The following is an 18808-nucleotide window of genomic DNA, read 5'->3' as shown; positions in this document are numbered from 1 at the left end:
GCGTCCACGAAAGAGCACACCGACATGAAACCAGAAGCCGATCCGGCCCGCTTCCATAAACTGTATGGGGAAAAGACATCGCGGCTCGTGTACCGCGGCGACGACTTCCCGGACTATCTCCTGATGACCGCCCTGGTCTGGCTGGTCGCCGCGCTCGCGTTCGGTGCGCGCCATCCGCTGGCCTGGATCACGCTGGGCCTGTGCGCCTGGATGGTCTGGGCGTTCGGGATCCGGCACGGCTGGGAACTGGCCGTGCCGAAGATCGCCAAGCGCCCGCAAGACATGCTGTACATGGTCGCCTACAAGCTGCAGAACATGCGGCTCGCGTGGTTCGTCGCGGCGGCCGCGCTGCTGGTCGAGAACTACGTGATCTGGCGCACGCCCGGCCTGCCGCACCACACGGCGCTGATGCGCCGGATCGCGTTCGGCCTGTTCTACGCGCACCTCGCCGTGCTGACCGTCTACCGCACGGCGATCCTCGTGGCCCACCTGCGCGAGAAGGAACACGTGCGCGCGTTCCTGATGGAGACCAGCTGGCGGGCCGCGCTGACGCGCCAGCCGAGCATCGCCATCGAGATCGTCCACGCCTACTGCACGGGCCTCTTGACGCACATCCTGCTGCTCGCGCCGTGGTACGTGGCGATCACGTATTTCAACTTCTCGCTCGTCCTGCTGCCGCTGACGGTGCCGCTGGGCTTCGCCATCCATGGGCGCTTCCTGAAGGTCGTCAACCTGTGGTTCTACCGCGACCACTGGGTCGCGCATCACTCGGAACTGGAATTCCTGTACCTGCACGGCCCGCACCACGACGCGATCCCCAGCGGCTTGATCGGCGTATCCGGCAACGGCTACCTGGAAGGCGTGCTGCGCCACACGATGGGTGGGCCGGGCATCTTCTACAACCCGCTGACGACGTTCCTGATCCACTGCTTCGACGTCAAGGTCGACATCGACGGCCACCAGTTCATCCCGGGCGTCTACCCGCACGTCCCGACCAGCGTCCAGCTGATCAACCAGCATTCCACGCACCACTTCGGCAAGCTCGAGCCGTATGGCCTCGGGCTGAAGCTGGACCAGCCGGGCGTGCCCGAGGAATTGCTGCGCCGGGCGCGGGTCTTCACGAAGGAGCAGCAGGATTCGGCGGCGCTGGACGAGCGGCTCACCGGGTTCAAGTGGGACAACCCGCGCTACCGGCAATACATCGACCTGTACGAAAAATACCTGGCCCTGAAATCGCGCGAAGCGATCGCCGACCAGCCGGCATCCCTCGAACCGTAGAGGCCCGCCATGACACCGATCGAGCTGTCTCCCGCCGTCCGCGTCCACGATCGCGGCAACGGCGTCGTCGCGATCCGCATCGGCGCCGACGATGCCGCCAACGTCCTCACTGCCGGCCTGGCCGCCGCGCTCGTGGACGCCCTCGGCCAGGCCGCGCGCGCCGACACCGCCAAGGTGCTGGTCCTCGAAGGCGGCGCCAACGTGTTCCTCGACGGCGGCCGGACCCATTTCAACGACGCCGTCGCCGCGGGGCTGTTCGCCGCCATCGCCGCGTGTCCCGTCCCGGTGATCGCCGCCATGGCCGGCGCCGCCGGCGGGCCGGGCTTCCTCGTCGGCGCGCTGTGCGACGTCATGGTCTGCAACCGCGATGCCGCGTACCGCTACACGACGCCGGACGCCGGCCTGTATCCCAGCCCCGCCGAGGACGGCCTGCTGGCCGAGCGCTTCGGCCGGGCGTGCGCGACGGACTTCCTGTACGTCGACACCAGCGCAACGGGCGCGCAGCTGCACGCCAAGGGCTGGACCTGCGCCTTCCTCGCACGGGACGACGTCGAGCCGCACGCGCACGCACTGGCGCGGCAGTTGGCGGACAAGTCGCGCGACAGCCTGGCGCTGCTCAAGCAACACCTGGCGCAGCCGCTGCGCGTGCTGGCGGACGCGCTGGCCGCCGTCCCGGTGCCGGCGCACACGTCCGCTTGCGCGGGCGAGAGCTTCGACTTCCCGGCCCGCCACGTGCGGCTCGACATGCCGGCGGACGGCGTGCTGCGCGTCGCGATCGGCGACGACGGGGACGGCGCGGCCGTGCTGGACGAGCTGGCCGCGCTGTTCGGCCAATTGGATGCCGCCGCCGCGCGCGGATGCACGCCCGTGCGCGCGCTCGTGCTGGACAGCGCCTGCGCCGACTTCCTGCCGGCATCCGGCGCCGGCCTGAAGCTCGACGCCGCGCTGCGGCTGACCGACCTGCTGCGCGCGTCGGCGCTGCCCGTGGTCGCGGTGCCGCGAGCGAACGCCGGCGCCGGCGCGAAGGCGTGGCTGCTCGGCCAGTTTTGCGACGCCGCCGTGTGCGCGCGGGACGGCATCCACGACCTGTCCGGCCTGGCGCAGGATGCCGCGTGGGCCGCGCTGGCCGCGCACGTGTTGTGCGCCCGGTTCGGCGCCCAGGCGGGCCGCGATCTGGTCATGGCGGGCAGCGCGGCTACGGGCGCCGAACTGGCGCGGGACGTGGGCCCGATGCCGCTCGCGGACGGCGACCAGGCCGCCGCGCAGGCGATCGCATTGGCCGCGCGCTGGGCCGCGTGGCCGCCGGGGACCGTGCGGCTGCGGTGCCTGGCGCCTGCGGCCGATGTTCCCGAACCGGCTGCAAGCGCGCCGGCCGTGCCGCGGGCCGGCCCGCTGCCGGCCGGCTCCTCCGTCATCCGCGCCACGGTGGACGAGGACGGCATCGTCGTCGTGCGCATGGAAGACCGCGCCGCGAAAAACCTGTTCTCTCCCGAGTTCGTGCGCGGCATGGACGAGGTGTTCCGCCACATCGGCCAATGCCCGGATTACAAGGCCGTCGTGCTGGTCGGTTACGACCAGTACTTCGCCTGCGGCGGCACCCGCGAGGCCCTGCAGGCGATCCAGCAGGGCAGCGCGCGGTTCACCGACCAGCAGACGTATTTGCTGGCGCTGGCCTGCGAGATCCCGGTCATCGCGGCGCTGCAGGGCCACGGCATCGGCGGCGGCCTGTCGCTGGGCCTGTTCGCGGACTTCGCCGTGCTCGCGGAAGAAAGCAAGTATCTCAATCCGTACATGGGGTACGGCTTCACGCCGGGCGCGGGCGCGACGCTCGTCGTCCCCGACAAGCTGGGACGCGACATCGGCCTCGAAAGCCTGTTCACGGCGCGCGAAAGCTCGGGCAGCGAGTGGAAGGCGCGGGGCCTGCGCCTGCCCGTGCTCCCGCGCGCCGCCGTGTTCGACGCCGCGCTGGCGCTGGCGCGCGGCGTGGCCCGGCATCCGCGCGCGAGCCTCGTCGCGCTCAAGCGCCGCCTGAACCGCTCCATCGTGGAACGCATGGAGCCCAACACCCGGCAAGAGATTGCCATGCACGAGCGGACCTTCGTCGGCCAGGCCGGCGCGCTCCAACAGATCCAAGCGAACTTCAATCCCATGGCTACTTCCACGCATTCCCACGCCGCCCCGTCCACGGGCGACATCGGCGCCACCATCAAGCAACTGCTGGCGCAGGAGCTGCACATGCAGGCCGCGGACATCGATCCGGACACGGCGTTCGTCGACCTCGGCCTCGATTCGATCACCGGCGTCACCTGGATGCGCAAGATTAACGAGACGTACAAGACGGCGATCCAGGCGACCAAGGTCTACAGCCATCCGACGCTGAACCAGCTCGCGGCCTATGTCGCCGACGAAATCGCGCAGGCGGGTGCACCGATGCCGCAGCCGGCGCCGGTCCAGCTGCAGCTGCCGGAACCGCCGGCGCCGCGCCCGTTGCCGCCGCTGCCCGCGCCGGCGCCGCCGCCGCGCGGGGCCCGTCCCAAGCTCGTGTCGTGGCGCGACACCAGGCCCGCGCGCCCCGGCGGCGCCGCGCGCGCGGAACGCGAGCCGGTCGCCGTGATCGGCATGGCCGGCATGTTCCCGCAAGCGAAGAACCTCGACGAATACTGGGACAACATCGCCCACGGCCGCAACTGCGTCGGCGAGATTCCCAAGCACCGCTGGGACATCGACGCCTGCTACCAGGCGGGCGATCCGGCGCCCGGCAAGACCAACTCGCGCTGGATGGGGCATCTCGAGGAATACGATCTGTTCGATCCGCAGTTCTTCGACATCTCGCCCAAGGAGGCGATGAGCATGGACCCGCAGCAGCGTGTCTATCTGCAGACGGCCTGGCATGCGATCGAACACGCGGGCTACGATCCGCGGTCGTTGTCGGGCAGCCGGTGCGGAGTGTTCGTCGGCTGCGGACCGGGCGACTACCACCTGCTGTCGCGCGACCTGCAGACGAGCGCCCTCGGCTTCACCGGCGGCGACACGGCCATCCTCGCCGCGCGCGTGTCCTACTTCCTCAACCTGCAGGGACCGTGCCTGTCGATCGAGACCGCGTGCTCGTCGTCGCTGGTCGCCATCGCCACGGCCTGCGACAGCCTCGTTTCCGGCGCCAGCGATCTCGCACTGGCGGGCGGCGTGGGCGTGATGAGCGGGCCGGAGCTGCACATCAAGATGGCGCAGACCGGCATGATGTCGCCGGACGGCCGGTGCTTCACGTTCGACCAGCGCGCGAACGGCTTCGCGCCGGCGGAAGGCGTCGGGGCCGTACTGCTCAAGCGGCTGTCCGACGCCGAGCGCGACGGGGACCATATCGTGGCCGTGATCCACGGCTGGGGCGTGAACCAGGACGGCAAGACCAACGGCATCACCGCGCCGAACCCGGACGCGCAGACGCGCCTGCAACAGGAGGTCTACGACAAGTTCGGCATCGACCCCGCCGCCATCCAGATGGTCGAGGCGCACGGCACCGGCACCAAGTTGGGGGACCCGATCGAAGTCGACGCGCTGAAGGCGTCCTTCCGCAAATACACGGACAAGACGGACTACTGCGCGCTCGGTTCGGTCAAGAGCAATATCGGCCACTGCTTCACGGCGGCAGGCGTGGCGAGCGTCATCAAGACCGTGCTGGCGCTGCGCCACAAGCAGCTGCCGCCGACGATCAACTACGAACGGATGAACGAGCACATCGACCTGGCGGGCAGCCCGTTCTACGTGAACGACCGCCTGCGCGACTGGGAGACTGGCGGATCGGCGCGGCGCATGGCGGCCGTCAGCGGCTTCGGCTTCGGCGGCACCAACGCGCACCTCGTGATCGGCGACCATGCGGCGCCCGCCGCCCGAAGCGCGCCGTCGTTCCTGGCGGAGAACGGCCGGATCGTCTTTCCGTTGTCCGCGCGGACGGCGGAGCAGCTGCGCGAGCAGGCCGCCAACCTGCTGGACTTTGTCACGCGGCACGGCCGCGCGCTCGATCCCCTCGACGTCGCGTACACGCTGCAGGCCGGCCGGGATGCGATGGACGAGCGGCTCGGCATCCTGGCCGCCTCGCTCGACGAGCTGGCGGCCCGGCTGCGGACGTGGCTCGGCGGCGGCCACGGCGACGGCATCCTGCACGGCCGCGCGAGCGAGGGCAGGGAAGCCACCAGCCTGCTGCGGCGCGACCCCGACATGCGCGAGACCGTCGTCGACCGGCTGGTTGGCCAGCGGCAGCTCACGAAATTGCTCGACCTGTGGATCAAGGGCCTCGATATCGGCTGGCACCGGCTGTACGGCGACGCCAGGCCGCGCCGCATCCCGCTGCCGGGCTATCCGTTCGCGAAAGTCCGCTACTGGATCGACGGCGTCCGTCCCGGACCGGCGTCGACGCCGGCGGTCGTGGCGGCGGCGATCCACCCGCTGCTGCACCGGAACACGTCGAACCTGCGCCAGGTCGCGTTCAGCACCGTGTTGCGCGGCGACGAAGCGTGCGTCGAACGGCTGCCGGACGGCTCGACGGTCCTTTCCGGCTCCGCTTGCCTGGAGATGATCCGTGCGGCCGTCGTGCAGGCCGCGGGGGCCGAACCGTCCGCGGCGATCACCGTCGACGACCTGGCGTGGGGCCGTCCGTTCGTCGCCGGCGGCGGCCGCGAGTTGACGGTCGCGCTGTGCGGGGATGCGGGCGGCGGCGTCGACGTCGAGATCTACAGCCGCGACGAGGCGGCGGAAACCGTCCATTGCCGGGGACGGGCGACGGTCGGCGGCTCTGCCGCGCGGGGCGCGGTGCACGGCGGCTGGCGGGTCGAGCTGCCCAAGCCGGCCGGCGACGGCTACGGAATCGATCCGCGGCTCGTCGAGACGGTCCTGAAGACGTGGATGGACGAGCAGGGCGGCGGACCGGCGGCCCGCGCGTGGCTGTTCGCGGGCGCGCAGCGCGTGCGCATCCTCGGTTCATGCGTTGGCGCGGCCTCGGCGTGCGTCCGTCCGCGCGCCGGGCAGGATGCGCTGTTCGATCTCGAGGTGGGTGACGCGCACGGCAACCTGTGCGTGGAGATCGCGGGCCTGGCGCTGCACGCGCTCGACGTCCAGGCGAGCCGGCCGGCCGCGCCGGCGCCGCAGCCGCAACCGGGGATCACGCAAGCCGGGCTGCTGCAGGACCTCAAGCAGAGCCTTGCCGACGCCCTGTTCATGGACGCCGCGGCCATCCGCGTGGACAAGCCGTTCATCGAACTGGGCCTGGATTCGATCGTCGGCGTGGAATGGGTGAATGCGCTGAACAAGGCCTACGGCATCAAGCTTCCGGCGGCCCGACTGTACGACTACCCGAACCTGGCCGAGCTGGCGGCCTATCTGCACGGCGAGATCGGCGGCGCAGCGCCCGCCGCGCCGGCCGCGGCGCCAGCGCGCGCGGACGGTCCGGCGCTGCCCGCGCTGCAGCAGGCGTTGATCGCCAGCCTGGCCGGCGCGCTGTACATGGACGCGTCCCAGATCCAGGTCGACAAGCCGTTCATCGAGCTGGGCCTGGATTCGATCGTCGGCGTCGAATGGATCAACGACATCAACAAGGCATACGGCATCAAGCTGGCCGCCACCCGGCTGTACGACTATCCGACCATCGCGGCGCTGGCCGCGTTCCTGGCGCCGCAAGTGGCGCCGCAGCCCGGGGCCGTCCCGCTCGCGGATGCGACGTCTGCGACTGCCGTCATCGAACCGGACGCGTTCCCGGTGCTGGCGCGGACGGCGCAAACCGCGCCGCGCGCGCGCGCCCGGCCGAGCGGCAAGATCGCCGTGGTCGGCATGTCGGGCCGCTACCCGCAGGCGAACAATCTCGACCAGTTCTGGCACAACCTCCTGCAGGGCCGGAACGCGGTCACCGAGATCCCGCCGTCGCGCTGGGACGTGGACCGCTACTACGATCCGGACCCGAAACGGGACGACAAGATCTACTGCAAGTGGATGGGCGTCCTCGACGACATCGACTGCTTCGATCCGCTGTTCTTCCGCGTGTCCCCGGCGGAGGCGGAGAACATGGACCCGCAACACCGGCTGTTCCTGGAAGAGGGCTACCGCGCCTTCGAGCACGCCGGCTATTCGGGCAAGGCGCTGAGCAACAGGAAGTGCGGCGTGTACGTGGGCATCATCGGCACCGAGTACGCGGACCTGGTGTCGACGTCGGTGGACATCACCGGCAACAACCCGGCCATCGGCGCGGCGCGCATCGCCTACTTCCTCAACCTGAAGGGGCCGGCGATTTCGATCGACACCGCGTGTTCCGCGTCGCTGGTCGCGATCCACCTGGCGTGCCAGGGCCTGCTGAACCACGAGACCGACATGGCGCTGGCCGGCGGCGTGAGCGTGTGGCTGCGTCCCGAAACGTATATGGGGATGTGCAAGGCGGGCATGCTGTCGCCGGAAGGCCGCTGCAAGACCTTCGACAACTCGGCCGACGGCTTCGTGCCCGGCGAGGGCGTGGGCGCGGTGGTGCTCAAGCGGCTGGAGGACGCCGAGCGCGATCACGACGTCATCTACGGCGTCATCGCGGGATCGGCCATCAACCAGGACGGCAAGACCAACGGCATCACGGCGCCGAGCGTCAACAGCCAGATCGAGCTGGAGCGCGACCTGTACGAGCGCTGCGGCATCGATCCCGCGACCATCGGCTGCGTGGAGGCGCACGGCACCGGCACCCGCCTCGGCGACCCCATCGAGCTGGAGGCGTTGGCCACGGTGTTCAAGGAGAAGACGGCGAAGAAGCGGTTCTGCGCCCTGGGTTCCGTGAAGAGCAATATCGGCCACACGTCGGGCGCGGCGGGCGTCGCCAGCCTGCACAAGGTCCTGCTCTCCATGCGGCACCGCACGCTGGTGCCCACGCTGCACGTGCAGAAGGAGAATGCGCTGTTCGACTTCGCCGATTCGCCGTTCTATGTGTCGAAGCAGGCGCACGCGTGGGAAGCGGATGGCGCCGTGCCGCGCCGCGCGGCGGTCAGCTCGTTCGGATTCAGCGGCACCAATGCCCACCTGGTGGTCGAGGAATACATGCCGCGCCCGCGCGCACCGGCCGCAGGCGGCGTCCACCTCATTCCGCTGTCGGCGCGCACCGGCGAACAACTGCGCCAGCGCGCGCGCGACCTGCGCGATTTCATCCAGGCGGCGGACGGCGCGCAGGCGCCCGACCTTGCCGCGATGGCCGCCACGCTGCTCGCGGGCCGCGACGCGATGGACGAGCGCCTGTGCCTCGTGGCCGGTTCGGTCGACGAGGTGGCGGCGGCGCTCGACGCGTGGCTCGACGGCGGCAAGGACGTGGCGCACGTCTTTCGCGGCAAGGTGGAACGCAGCGCGGACGGCATCGTGCTCATCTCCCAGCGCGACGGCACCGACGCGCTGGTGCGCGATTGCGTGGCGCGCGGCGACCTGGCGCAGGTGGCGCAGCTGTGGGTGCGCGGGCTGGACGTGGAATGGCGCCAGTTGCACGGCGCCGCGCAGCCCGCGCGCATCGCGTTGCCGACGTATCCGTTCGCGAAGAAGCGTTGCTGGGCGCAGCCTGCCTCCGCGCCGCAGCCGGCCGCCGTCCCGGCCGCGATCCCCGCCGCGCTCCCCGCAGACTGCCCGCAACTGCAGCGCAACGGGGCGGCGCCCGGCCAGCCCGGCTACAGCTGCATGATCGACGCCGATGCGGGCTATCTGGTCGAACACACGGGACGGAAAGTCGTGCCCGCCGCGGCCTGCATCGAGATGGTCCGCCGCGCGCTGATGGACTCGGCGTCTGCGCCCGGCGCGCCGCTGCGCCTGGCGAACCTGGCCTGGGGCCGGCCGATGGCGGCGGGCGACAGGCAGGTCGACGTCGCGCTGCTGCGGCAGAGCGACGGCCGGGTGGATTTCGAGATCTACAGCCTGGGGGCGCAGGCGGACGACGAGATCGTCCATTGCCAGGGCCAGGCCCGCTTCGCGTCCGGCGCGGCGGGCACGATCGCGCTCGACGACCTGCGGCGCCGCATGGCTCGGGACGCCGGGGCCGACGGAACGTACCGCGCGGACGGCGACATGCTCGCGCCAGTCGGTCCGCTCGCCGGCGCCGCGGCGCTCGTGAGCGCATTGTTCGGCGCCGCCGCACGGTTCAGCGAAGGCGCGGCGCGCCGTCCGGCGCATCCCGCGCTGCCGTTCGCGCTGGACCTGCTCTGCATCGGACCGGACGCCATCCGCGCCGCGTTCGCGTGGGTGCGCCATGCGGACGGCGCGCCGGCACCGGACGGCGTCATCCGGCTCGACGTCGACCTGTGCGACGCGCAGGGAGCGGTGATCGCCCAGGTGCACGGCCTGGCGTTCGACGCCGTGCGCGCGACGACGGCCGCGCCGCCGCTCGTCGACCTTGCCCCGGCCGCGGCTCCGGCTCCGGCTCCGGCTCCGGCGCTCCCGGCGATCGTGCTCGACGATCCCGCTAGCCACGGCGGCACCGCCCCCGCCGCGCGCACGCCCGTGCAGATCACGCTCCACTGATCCATTCCCCACCGACCCCGAGGAAACTACATGTTCGTGTAGTTCTCCTCGGGCACCGCGCGCGATACAGTTTTCGCGTCGCAGTGCTTCCCATGGCTGCATTCCCGATTTTCCCGAGTGACGCACGCGAACGTGACGTTACGCGGCGGAGCCTGCCCGGCTTCCGACTCCTCTCCCATTTCACACATGACTCCTGACGATCTGCAGCACGGAAACGGTGCGCCGTCCGCCATCGCGCTCGAGCGCCACGCCGACGGGATCCTGTCGATCCGCCTGGCCGGCCGCGACGTGTTCGACGCCGGCCTGGCCGCACAACTGGCGGCGGCGCTCGACACGGCGCGCGACGACCCGGCGGCCAAGGTATTGGTGTTGCGCGCCGACGGCGGCAGCCTGGCGGGCGGCGGACGCGCGGCCGTCGACGACGCACCGGTCCTGGACCTGTTCCGGGCCATCGCCGCCTTTCCGTATCCGCTCGTCGCCGCCGTGCGCGGCGACGCCACGGGCGCGGGATTCCTGCTCGCGGCCCTGTGCGATTTCGTCGTGTGCAGCGCCACCGCCGGCTATGGCTATGCTTGTGCCGATGGCGCCGCGTTCCAGACCGCGGCGGAAGGGCGGCTGCTGGCCGAGCGCTTCGGCCCGGTCCTTGCCGCCTGCCTGCTGCAACGGCGCACCGGCGCGGCGCTGAAGGCGCTGGGCTGGTCCTGCCCCGTGGTGGCGGACGGCGAAGTGGACGGCCACGCGGCCAAGCTGGCCGCGCACCTGGCCGGCAAGACGCCGGCAAGCCTGCGTCTGCTGAAGCGGCACCTGGCGCGTGGCCTGGTGGCGCTGGTGGATGGGCTGGCGCCCGCGCCGGCACATTCGGACGCGGAACCGCAATCGGACGCCGCGATCGCCGCGCCGGGCAAGCATCTCCAGCTCGACACCGGCAACGGCGCGACCCTCGTCATCCGCGTCCGCACGAGGAAAAAATACGACGGCCGCGCGCTCGCCGCCGACCTGGACGCCGTGTTCGCCCAGTTGCGGACGGCGTCGCGCTACCGCGCCGTGGTGATCGCCAGCGACTATCCCGGCTTCCTGCCCGGCGCGGACGCCGATGTCGGCGCCGACGCGGTGGCGGCGCTGCGCGACGTGCTGCTGGCGGCACCCCTGCCGGTCGTCGCCGTGCTGAATGCCGCCGCCGAGGGCAGGGCGTGGCTCGTGGCGCAGTTGTGCGATCGCGTCGTGTACCGGGACGATGGCCGCTACGATGCCGCGAGCCTGCTGCACGGCGGCGACCTGTCCGGGCTCGCCGCCGGCGTGTTCGCGTGGCGCCTGGGCGCGGACGCGGCACGGAACATCCTGCTCCCCGGCGTGGCCTTCGCGGGCGGCGATTTGCGGCAGCACGTGGGACCGCTGGCCGTCGCACCCGCACACGAGATGCCGGCGCGCGCGCTGGCGCTGGCGGGCAACTGGTCGGCATGGCCATGGTCGGCCGTCAGGGCATGGAAGGACGGGACGAACGCGCTGCTGCGCGCGCACGTCGACGCCATCCCGCAGGAGACCGCGGCGTCCGGCGGCGGCGATGCCGTCGCGGTCGAAGGCCCGGTCGCGCTGGCATCCCCCGTCGTCTCCGCCGTTGTCCACGCCGGCGGCATCGTGGAAGTGACGATGCACGACCGCGAGTCGAAGAACATGTTTACCGAGGCGTTCGTGCAGGGGATGGCCGAGGCGTTCGCGCACATCGACGCGAGCGACGCGTACAAGGTCGTCGTGCTGACGGGCTACGACAAGGTGTTCGCGTCCGGCGGCACGAAGGAAGCGCTCGAGGCGATCCAGCAGGGCAAGCTGAAATTCACCGACGACCGCACGTTCCGGCTGGCGCTCGCCTGCAGGGTCCCGGTGATCGCCGCGATGCAGGGACACGCCATCGGCGCCGGCCTGTCGATGGGCCTGTTCGCCGATTTTCCGCTGCTGTGCGAGGAGGGCAAGTACGTCAGCCCATACATGGCGTACGGGTTCACGCCCGGTGTCGGCGCCACACTCGTCCTGCCCGCGCGCATGGGGCACGACCTCGCCCGCGCCAGCCTGTTCACCGCTTGCGAATACGATGGCGCCGAGCTGCGCGACCGGGGCCTGGCGCTGCCCGTCCATCCGCGCAGCCGGGTGCGCGACGCCGCCATGGCGCTGGCCGACATGCTGGCGCGGAACCCGCGCGCGAGCCTGGTCCGCATGAAGGATCACCTGAGCCGGCAGATGCGCGACGCGCTGGACGACACGTGCGAGCGCGAGCTGGCGATGCACGAACACACCTTCGTCGGCCAGGCCGACACCCTGGGCCGCATCCACGTGGCCTTCGGCGCAGGGTCCAAGGTGCCGGCCGGGCCGGCGCAACCGGCGGACAACACGGGCGCGCACGGCGCGGATGCGGTGCGCACGCTCAAGCTGCTGCTGGCGCGCGAACTGCACCTGGAACAGGACGAACTCGACGAACACACCCAGTTCACCGACCTGGGTCTGGACTCCATCACCGGCGTCACGTGGATCCGCAAGGTGAACCAGCACTACGGCCTCGCGCTCGACGCGACCATCGTGTATGCCTTTCCCACGCTGGCCAGGTTCGGCGCACACGTGGCCGAGCAGGTGGCGACGCGCACCACGTCCGCGAGCGCGCCCGATTTCGCGGAGCGCGAGGCGGACAAGCTGGGACGCCGCACCGCCGCCGAGGACAAGCCCGTGACGGTGTCGCTCGCCCCGATCGCGCCGGCGTCCGGTGACGCGGCGGCCGCCGTCGCGACCATCCGGCGCCTGCTGGCACGCGAACTGCACCTGGACGAGGCGGAACTCGACGAACACACGCAGTTGTCCGATCTCGGCCTGGATTCCATCACCGGCGTCACGTGGATCCGCAAGGTCAACGAGCACTTCGGCCTGGCCCTCGACGCGACGATCGTCTACAGTCACCCCACGCTGGCGAAGCTGGGCCGCCACGTGCGCGACGTCGCCGCGGATCGCGCGGCGGCCGGCGGCATGCCGGATTTCGCGGAGCTGGAGACGCGCAAGCTGCGCTCCCTGCGATCCGTGGCCGACGAAGCCGACGAGCCGATCGCGCCCATCGCCGCGCCGGAACAGCCGGCGCCCGTGCGCGAACTCGTCTCCTGGCGCCACCGTGCGCCTGCCGCCGCGGCCGCCCCGGCATCCGCCACACCCGCGCCGCGCGCGGACGGCGCGCCGGAACCGATCGCCGTCATCGGCATGGCCGGCCAGTTCCCGATGGCGCGCAACGTCGACGAATTCTGGCGCAATATTGCGGCGGGCCGCGACTGCATCAGCGAGATTTCGCCGCAGCGCTGGGACGTGGCCACATGGTTTCAGGCGGGCGAACCGGCGGAGGGCAAGACCAACTCGAAGTGGCTCGGCCAACTTGAAGACTTCGACCGGTTCGATCCGCTGTTCTTCAATATCTCGCCGGTCGAAGCCAAGGCGATGGACCCGCAGCAGCGCCTGTTCCTGCAGACGTGCTGGCAGGGCATCGAGCATGCCGGCTACAACCCGAAGGCGCTGGCCGGCAGCCGCTGCGGCGTGTTCGTCGGCGCGGCGGGGAACGACTACGGCCTGCTGTCGCGCAAGAGCCAGTTGAGCGCGCACGGCTTCACGGGCAACGCCAGTTCGATCCTGTCCGCCCGCATCGCCTATTTCCTCGACCTGCAAGGTCCCTGCATCGCCATCGACACCGCGTGTTCGTCCTCGCTGGTGGCGATCGCGACGGCCTGCGACAGCCTCGTGTCCGGCGCCAGCGACCTGGCGCTGGCCGGCGGCGTGTACGTCGGCGCCGGCCCGGCCATGCACATCATGACGGCGCAGTCGGGCATGCTGTCGCACGACGGCAAATGCCATTCCTTCGACCACTGCGCGAACGGCTTCGTGCCGGGCGAAGCGGTCGGCGTCGTGCTGCTCAAGCGCCTTGCCGATGCCCAGCGCGACGGCGACGTGATCCACGCCGTGATCCAGGGCTGGGGCGTCAACCAGGACGGCAGGACCAACGGCATCACGGCGCCCAATCCCCTGTCCCAGGCGCGGCTGATGGAGGACGTCTACCGCCGCCACGGCATCGATCCGGCCGGCATCGGCCTGGTCGAAGCGCACGGCACGGGCACGCCGCTGGGCGATCCGATCGAGGTCGAGGGCCTGAAGCAGGCGTTCCGCGCGCACACGCGCAAGACCGGTTACTGCGCCCTCGGTTCGGTGAAATCGAATATCGGCCACTGCCTGACGGCCGCCGGCGTGACGTCGTTCATCAAGACCGTGCTGGCGTTGCGGCACAAGCAGCTGCCGCCCACGATTCATTTCGAACGTCTCAATCCGCACATCCGGCTCGAGGACAGCCCGTTCCACGTGAACGACAGCCTGCGCGACTGGACCGTCGACGGTGCCGCGCGCCGCCGGGCGGCCGTCAGCTCGTTCGGCTACAGCGGGACCAACGCGCACCTGGTGCTGGCGGAGTATGCGCCGCCTCCCCGCGCGCATGCGGTGCCGGCACCGCCGGTGGCCCTGGTGCCGCTGTCGGCCAAGACCGAGGCGCAGTTGCGGCAGCGTGCGCGCGACCTGCTGGACTTCATCCGCGCCGACGGCGAGGCGTGCGCGTTGGCGGACATCGCCTACACGCTGCAGGTGGGCCGCGAGGCGATGGACGAGCGACTCGGCTTTCTGGCGGCGTCGACGGCGCAACTGGCCGGGCAGCTGCAGGCGTGGCTGGACGGCCGCGAGGACGACGCGCACGCCTGCCGCGGCAGCGTGCGGGACAACAAGGCGGCCCTAGGCCTCATCGGCGACGACGCCGAGCTGAAACAGACCATCGTCGCGAACTGGATCGCCCAGCACAAATTCGCCAAGCTGCTGGCGCTGTGGACCAAGGGCCTGGAACTGGACTGGAACCTGTTTCATCGCGACGCCGCGCCGCGCCGCATCGTCCTGCCCACGTATCCGTTCGCCCGCGAACGCTACTGGATCGACGCGGCCGACGCCGAACAGGCGCTGCTGCACCCGCTCGTCCACCGCAACACGTCGACGTTGAGCCGGCAGCGCTATGCCTCCTTCCTGTCCGCCGCGCTGACGCGGGACGACCTGCAGGACATGGCGCGCGCCGCCGTCGCGCTGGCGGCACCGGCACGGGACGGGCAGGCCGTCGAACTGACCGACGTCGAGTGGGGCGTGCCGTTCGCCCCGACGGGCAGCACGGAGATCGCCATCGAGCTGGTCCCGGGCGCGGCGGACGTCGTCGATTTCGACATCGCGAGTGCAGCGGGCGTGCATTGCCGGGGCCGGGCGCGGTTCGCGGACGTGGCGGCCGCGTCCGAAGCGGCGGACACGCTGTACTTCGAGGAATACTGGCGCGACGAAGCGCCGGCCCCCGGCGCCGTGCACGCCGGCCGTACCGTGATCTTCGGCGACGCCGGTGCGGCCACCGTGCCCGGCGCGACGCTGGTCGTGGACCGGTCGGCAGACATCGAAGCCGCCATCCGCGCGGCGGCAAGCGGACAGCCGGTCGCCGTCGTTTTCGGATGGGCCAAGGGACGCGGGCGGGACGGCGTGCATCTGCTGTTCGACCTGTTCCGCACCGTGAAAGCGTGCGGCGGCCTCGTGTCGGACGTGGTCCTCGTCGGGGAGTACGACCCGGCACGGCGCGACACGGCATGGGATGTCGCGTGGATCGGCTTCGAGCGCTCGCTGAAGCTCGTGCTGCCGGACGTGCAGCTCGCACTGCTGTACACGGACGGGCCGGCGGCGACGCAAGCGCAGATGGAAGACGCGCTGCGCACGGGCGGCGCGACGTGGTATCGGCACGGGCAGCGCAAGGTCCTCGCGTTCCGCCCCGTGCCGGCCGCCGTGCGGCAGCCGCCGCTGCTCAAGCAGGGCGGCGCCTACCTGATCACGGGCGGCTGCGGCGCGCTGGGCATGAAGTTCGCCCATCACCTGGCGCGCGAGTACAACGCGACGCTGGTGCTGCTCGGCCGGCGCGCGCCGTCGCCGGACATCGACGCGCAGCTCGACAGCCTGCGCCGGGCCGGCGCGGCGCACGTGGAATACGCGGCCGTCGACATCGGCGATGCCGCGCAGGTCGAGCGCTGGGCGGGCGCGCTGCGCGTCCCGCTGTCCGGCGTCTTCCACGCCGCGGGCGTCGAGGCCGCGCGGCCGTTCTGCGACAAGGCGCGCGCCGAGATTGATGCCGTGCTGCTGCCCAAGACGACCGGCACCCTGCTGCTGGACGAGGCATTGCGCGGCCAGCCGCTCGACGTCGTATGCTACTTCTCGTCGTCCGCCGCGATCCTGGGCGACTTCGGCGCCTGCGACTACGCGATCGCGAACCGCTTCCTGATGGCGTACGGCGACTGGCGCAGCGCCCAGCCGGGGCTTCCCGGGAAGACGGTCGTCGTCAACTGGCCGTTCTGGGACAAGGAAGCCGGCCAGCAGGGCGGCATGGGCGCCGACGATCCGGCGCAGGTGGCCTTCTACCTCAAGAGCAGCGGCCAGCAGGCGCTGGCGGCGCACGACGGCATCCGCATTTGCGAAGACTTGCTGCACGCCGCGCGCACCCAGACCCTCGTCATGGCGGGCCAGCCGGAACGCATCCGGCAGTTCCTCGACCGCGCGTACGGCGCCGCGGCGCCCCAGCGCCCGCAGCCGGCCGCGCTGCCGACGCCGGCGCCGGCGCCCGTCGCGGGCGGCGGCTCGATCCGCGAGCGCCTGCGCGCCGAGCTGCGGCGGCTGGTGTGCGCCACCGCGGGCATCGCTGCGGACCGCCTCGACGACCGGACCAATCTGGCCGACGTCGGCTTCGATTCGATCAGCCTGGCGGGCTTCGCCAAGCGGCTGTCCGCCCAGTTCGGGCTGGAGGTGACGCCGGCGCTGTTCTTCAACCATGCGACGGTCGAGCAGCTCGCCGATCATTTCGCGCTCGACCACCTGGCGCACTTCGAGGCCCTGTACGGTCGCGCGCCGGCCGCGCCGGCCCCCGCGCCCGCGCCGGTGGCCGCAGTCCGGCCGGCCGCGTCGCACCGGTTCGCGCCGCCGCGGACGGACCCGCGCCAGGAGCCGATCGCGATCGTCGGCATGTCCGGCCGCTTCCCGCAGGCGGACGACGCGGACGCGCTGTGGGACCTGCTGGCCGAGGGCAGGAGCGGCGTGACCGAGGTGCCGGCCGCGCGCTGGGACTGGCGCGACTACTTCACGGCACCCGGCCACGTCGGCAACGTCATCAGCACCAACAAGGGCGGCTTCATCGACGGCGTCGACGCGTTCGACCCGCTGTTCTTCGAGATCTCGCCGGCCGAAGCGGAGGAGATGGACCCGTCGGAGCGGCTGCTGCTGATGGAAGCCTACCGCGCCATCGAGGATGCCCGGACGTCGCCGGGCGCGCTGCGCGGCACCAATGTCGGCGTGTTCGTCGGCATGGAGGAGAGCCAATACGGCCTCCTCACGGACGTGCAGGGCGTGACGACGGCCGGCGCCGCGATGATCTCGTCGCGCCTGTCCTATTTCCTCGACCTGCACGGTCCGGCGATCGCCACCAACACCGCCTGTTCGTCGGGCCTCGTCGCGCTGCACCAGGCGGCGCAGAGCCTGCGCAACGGCGAATGCGACGTCGCGCTGGCGGCGGCCGTCGCGCTTAACCTGTCGCCCAAGGCGTGGATCCGGATGAGCGAGGCGCGCATGCTGTCGCCGCACGGGCAGTGCCGCAGCTTCTCGAAGGATGCGGACGGCATCGGCGTCGGCGACGCGGTGGTGGTCCTGGTGCTCAAGCCGCTGTCGGCCGCCGTCGAGGCCGGCGACCACGTCTACGGCACCATCAAGGCCAGCGGCATCAATTTCGACGGCAAGACGAACGGCGTCACCGCGCCGAACGGCCGCGCCCAGGCCAGCCTGCTTGAGCGGGTGTATGCCGGCGGCGGCATCGACGTGCGCGACGTCTCCCACGTCGTCGCGCACGGCACCGGCACGCGGCTCGGCGACCCGGTCGAGATCAATGCGCTGAACGATGCCTTCCGCAAGCTGGCCAAGGGGCCGCGCGCGGCCAAGTGCGCCATCACCAGCTGCAAGTCGAACGTCGGCCACACGATGGCCGCGTCGGGCCTCGTCAGCGTGGTGGCGCTGTTGAAGGGACTGGAACACGGCCGGATTCCCGCCAGCCTGCATTGCGAGCAGGAGAACGACTACATCGACTGGGCGCACAGCGACTTCTACGTGAACAAGGCGACCAGCGCCTGGCCCGGCGTGGCCGGCAAGCCGCGCCTGGGCGCCGTCAGCGCGTTCGGCCGCAGCGGCACCAATGCGCACGTCGTCATCGAGGAGTACGTGCGGCCGGCGCCGGGGCGACGCGATGGCGGCGGGGAGAACGCGACGGTGATCGTTCCGCTGTCGGCGCGCGGACCTGAGCCGCTGCGGCAGAAGGTGCGCGACCTGCTGGATGCGATCCGTACCCGCGACCTGCGGCTGGACGACGTCGCGTACACGCTCCAGGTGGCGCGCGAACCGATGGAAGAGCGTGCGACGTTCGTGGCCGGCTCGCTCGACGAGCTGGCGCGCTTGCTCGCCGCTTTCCTGGACGGGAACGTGGATGGGACATCCGTGTTCCAGGGCCGGGCGGACCGGGGGAACGAGGGCCTGCAGGTGATCCAGCACGACGAGGACATGCGGGCCGCGATCCTGTCCTGGGTGAGCGGCAACAAGCTGCACAAGCTCGCCGCGCTGTGGGTCCGTGGCCTTGAGCTGGATTGGCGCGCGTTGTACGCGGGCCGCGCGGCGTTGCCGGAGCGCGTCGGCCTGCCGGTCTATCCGTTCGCGCGGGAGCGCTACCGGATCGACGGCGCCGTGCCGTCCGGCGAGCGTCCGCGTCCCGCGGCCGCCGTGGCGCGGCACGGACTCGAGTCGATCGCCGGCATCCTCGACAAGGTCGACCAGGGCGCGCTGGCGGCGGACCAGGCCAGCGCCGTGCTGAAGAAGATCGCCGTCTAGGCCATCCAGAATCAACGATTGAGCGAGA

Annotated in this window: 3 protein-coding genes; all 3 read left to right on the top strand. The window is 71.3% G+C overall.

Annotated elements, in window-relative coordinates:
- Positions 1 to 24: 24 nt before the first annotated feature.
- The 3 genes from ISF28_RS22775 to ISF28_RS22765 all read left to right on the top strand — a co-directional run bounded on the left by ISF28_RS22775 (position 25) and on the right by ISF28_RS22765 (position 18780).
- Entirely contained in the window at positions 25 to 1278 is a 1254-nt protein-coding gene (locus ISF28_RS22775) for a hypothetical protein (protein ID WP_198119460.1), read from the top strand.
- 9 nt (positions 1279 to 1287) lie between these two features.
- Positions 1288 to 9792: a beta-ketoacyl synthase N-terminal-like domain-containing protein gene (locus ISF28_RS22770; RefSeq protein WP_198119459.1), complete on the top strand. Its 8505-nt coding sequence runs from the start codon at positions 1288 to 1290 to the stop codon at positions 9790 to 9792.
- A gap of 186 nt (positions 9793 to 9978) precedes the next feature.
- Positions 9979 to 18780 (top strand): beta-ketoacyl synthase N-terminal-like domain-containing protein, encoded by an 8802-nt coding sequence (locus ISF28_RS22765; protein ID WP_198119458.1) that lies wholly within the window; start codon positions 9979 to 9981, stop codon positions 18778 to 18780.
- Positions 18781 to 18808 lie beyond the last annotated feature (28 nt).

The organism is Massilia rhizosphaerae, assembly GCF_016093545.1.
GTDB lineage: Bacteria > Pseudomonadota > Gammaproteobacteria > Burkholderiales > Burkholderiaceae_D > Telluria > Telluria rhizosphaerae.
Note: the sequence above shows the minus strand (reverse complement) of the source record. Positions and strands in the feature narration are given on the sequence as shown.

Excerpts from the sequence above, each read along its gene's own strand:
- ISF28_RS22775 (WP_198119460.1), top strand. The coding sequence starts at position 25 with ATGAAACCAGAAGCCGATCCGGCCCGCTTCCATAAACTGTATGGGGAA.
- ISF28_RS22770 (WP_198119459.1), top strand. The coding sequence starts at position 1,288 with ATGACACCGATCGAGCTGTCTCCCGCCGTCCGCGTCCACGATCGCGGC.
- ISF28_RS22765 (WP_198119458.1), top strand. The coding sequence starts at position 9,979 with ATGACTCCTGACGATCTGCAGCACGGAAACGGTGCGCCGTCCGCCATC.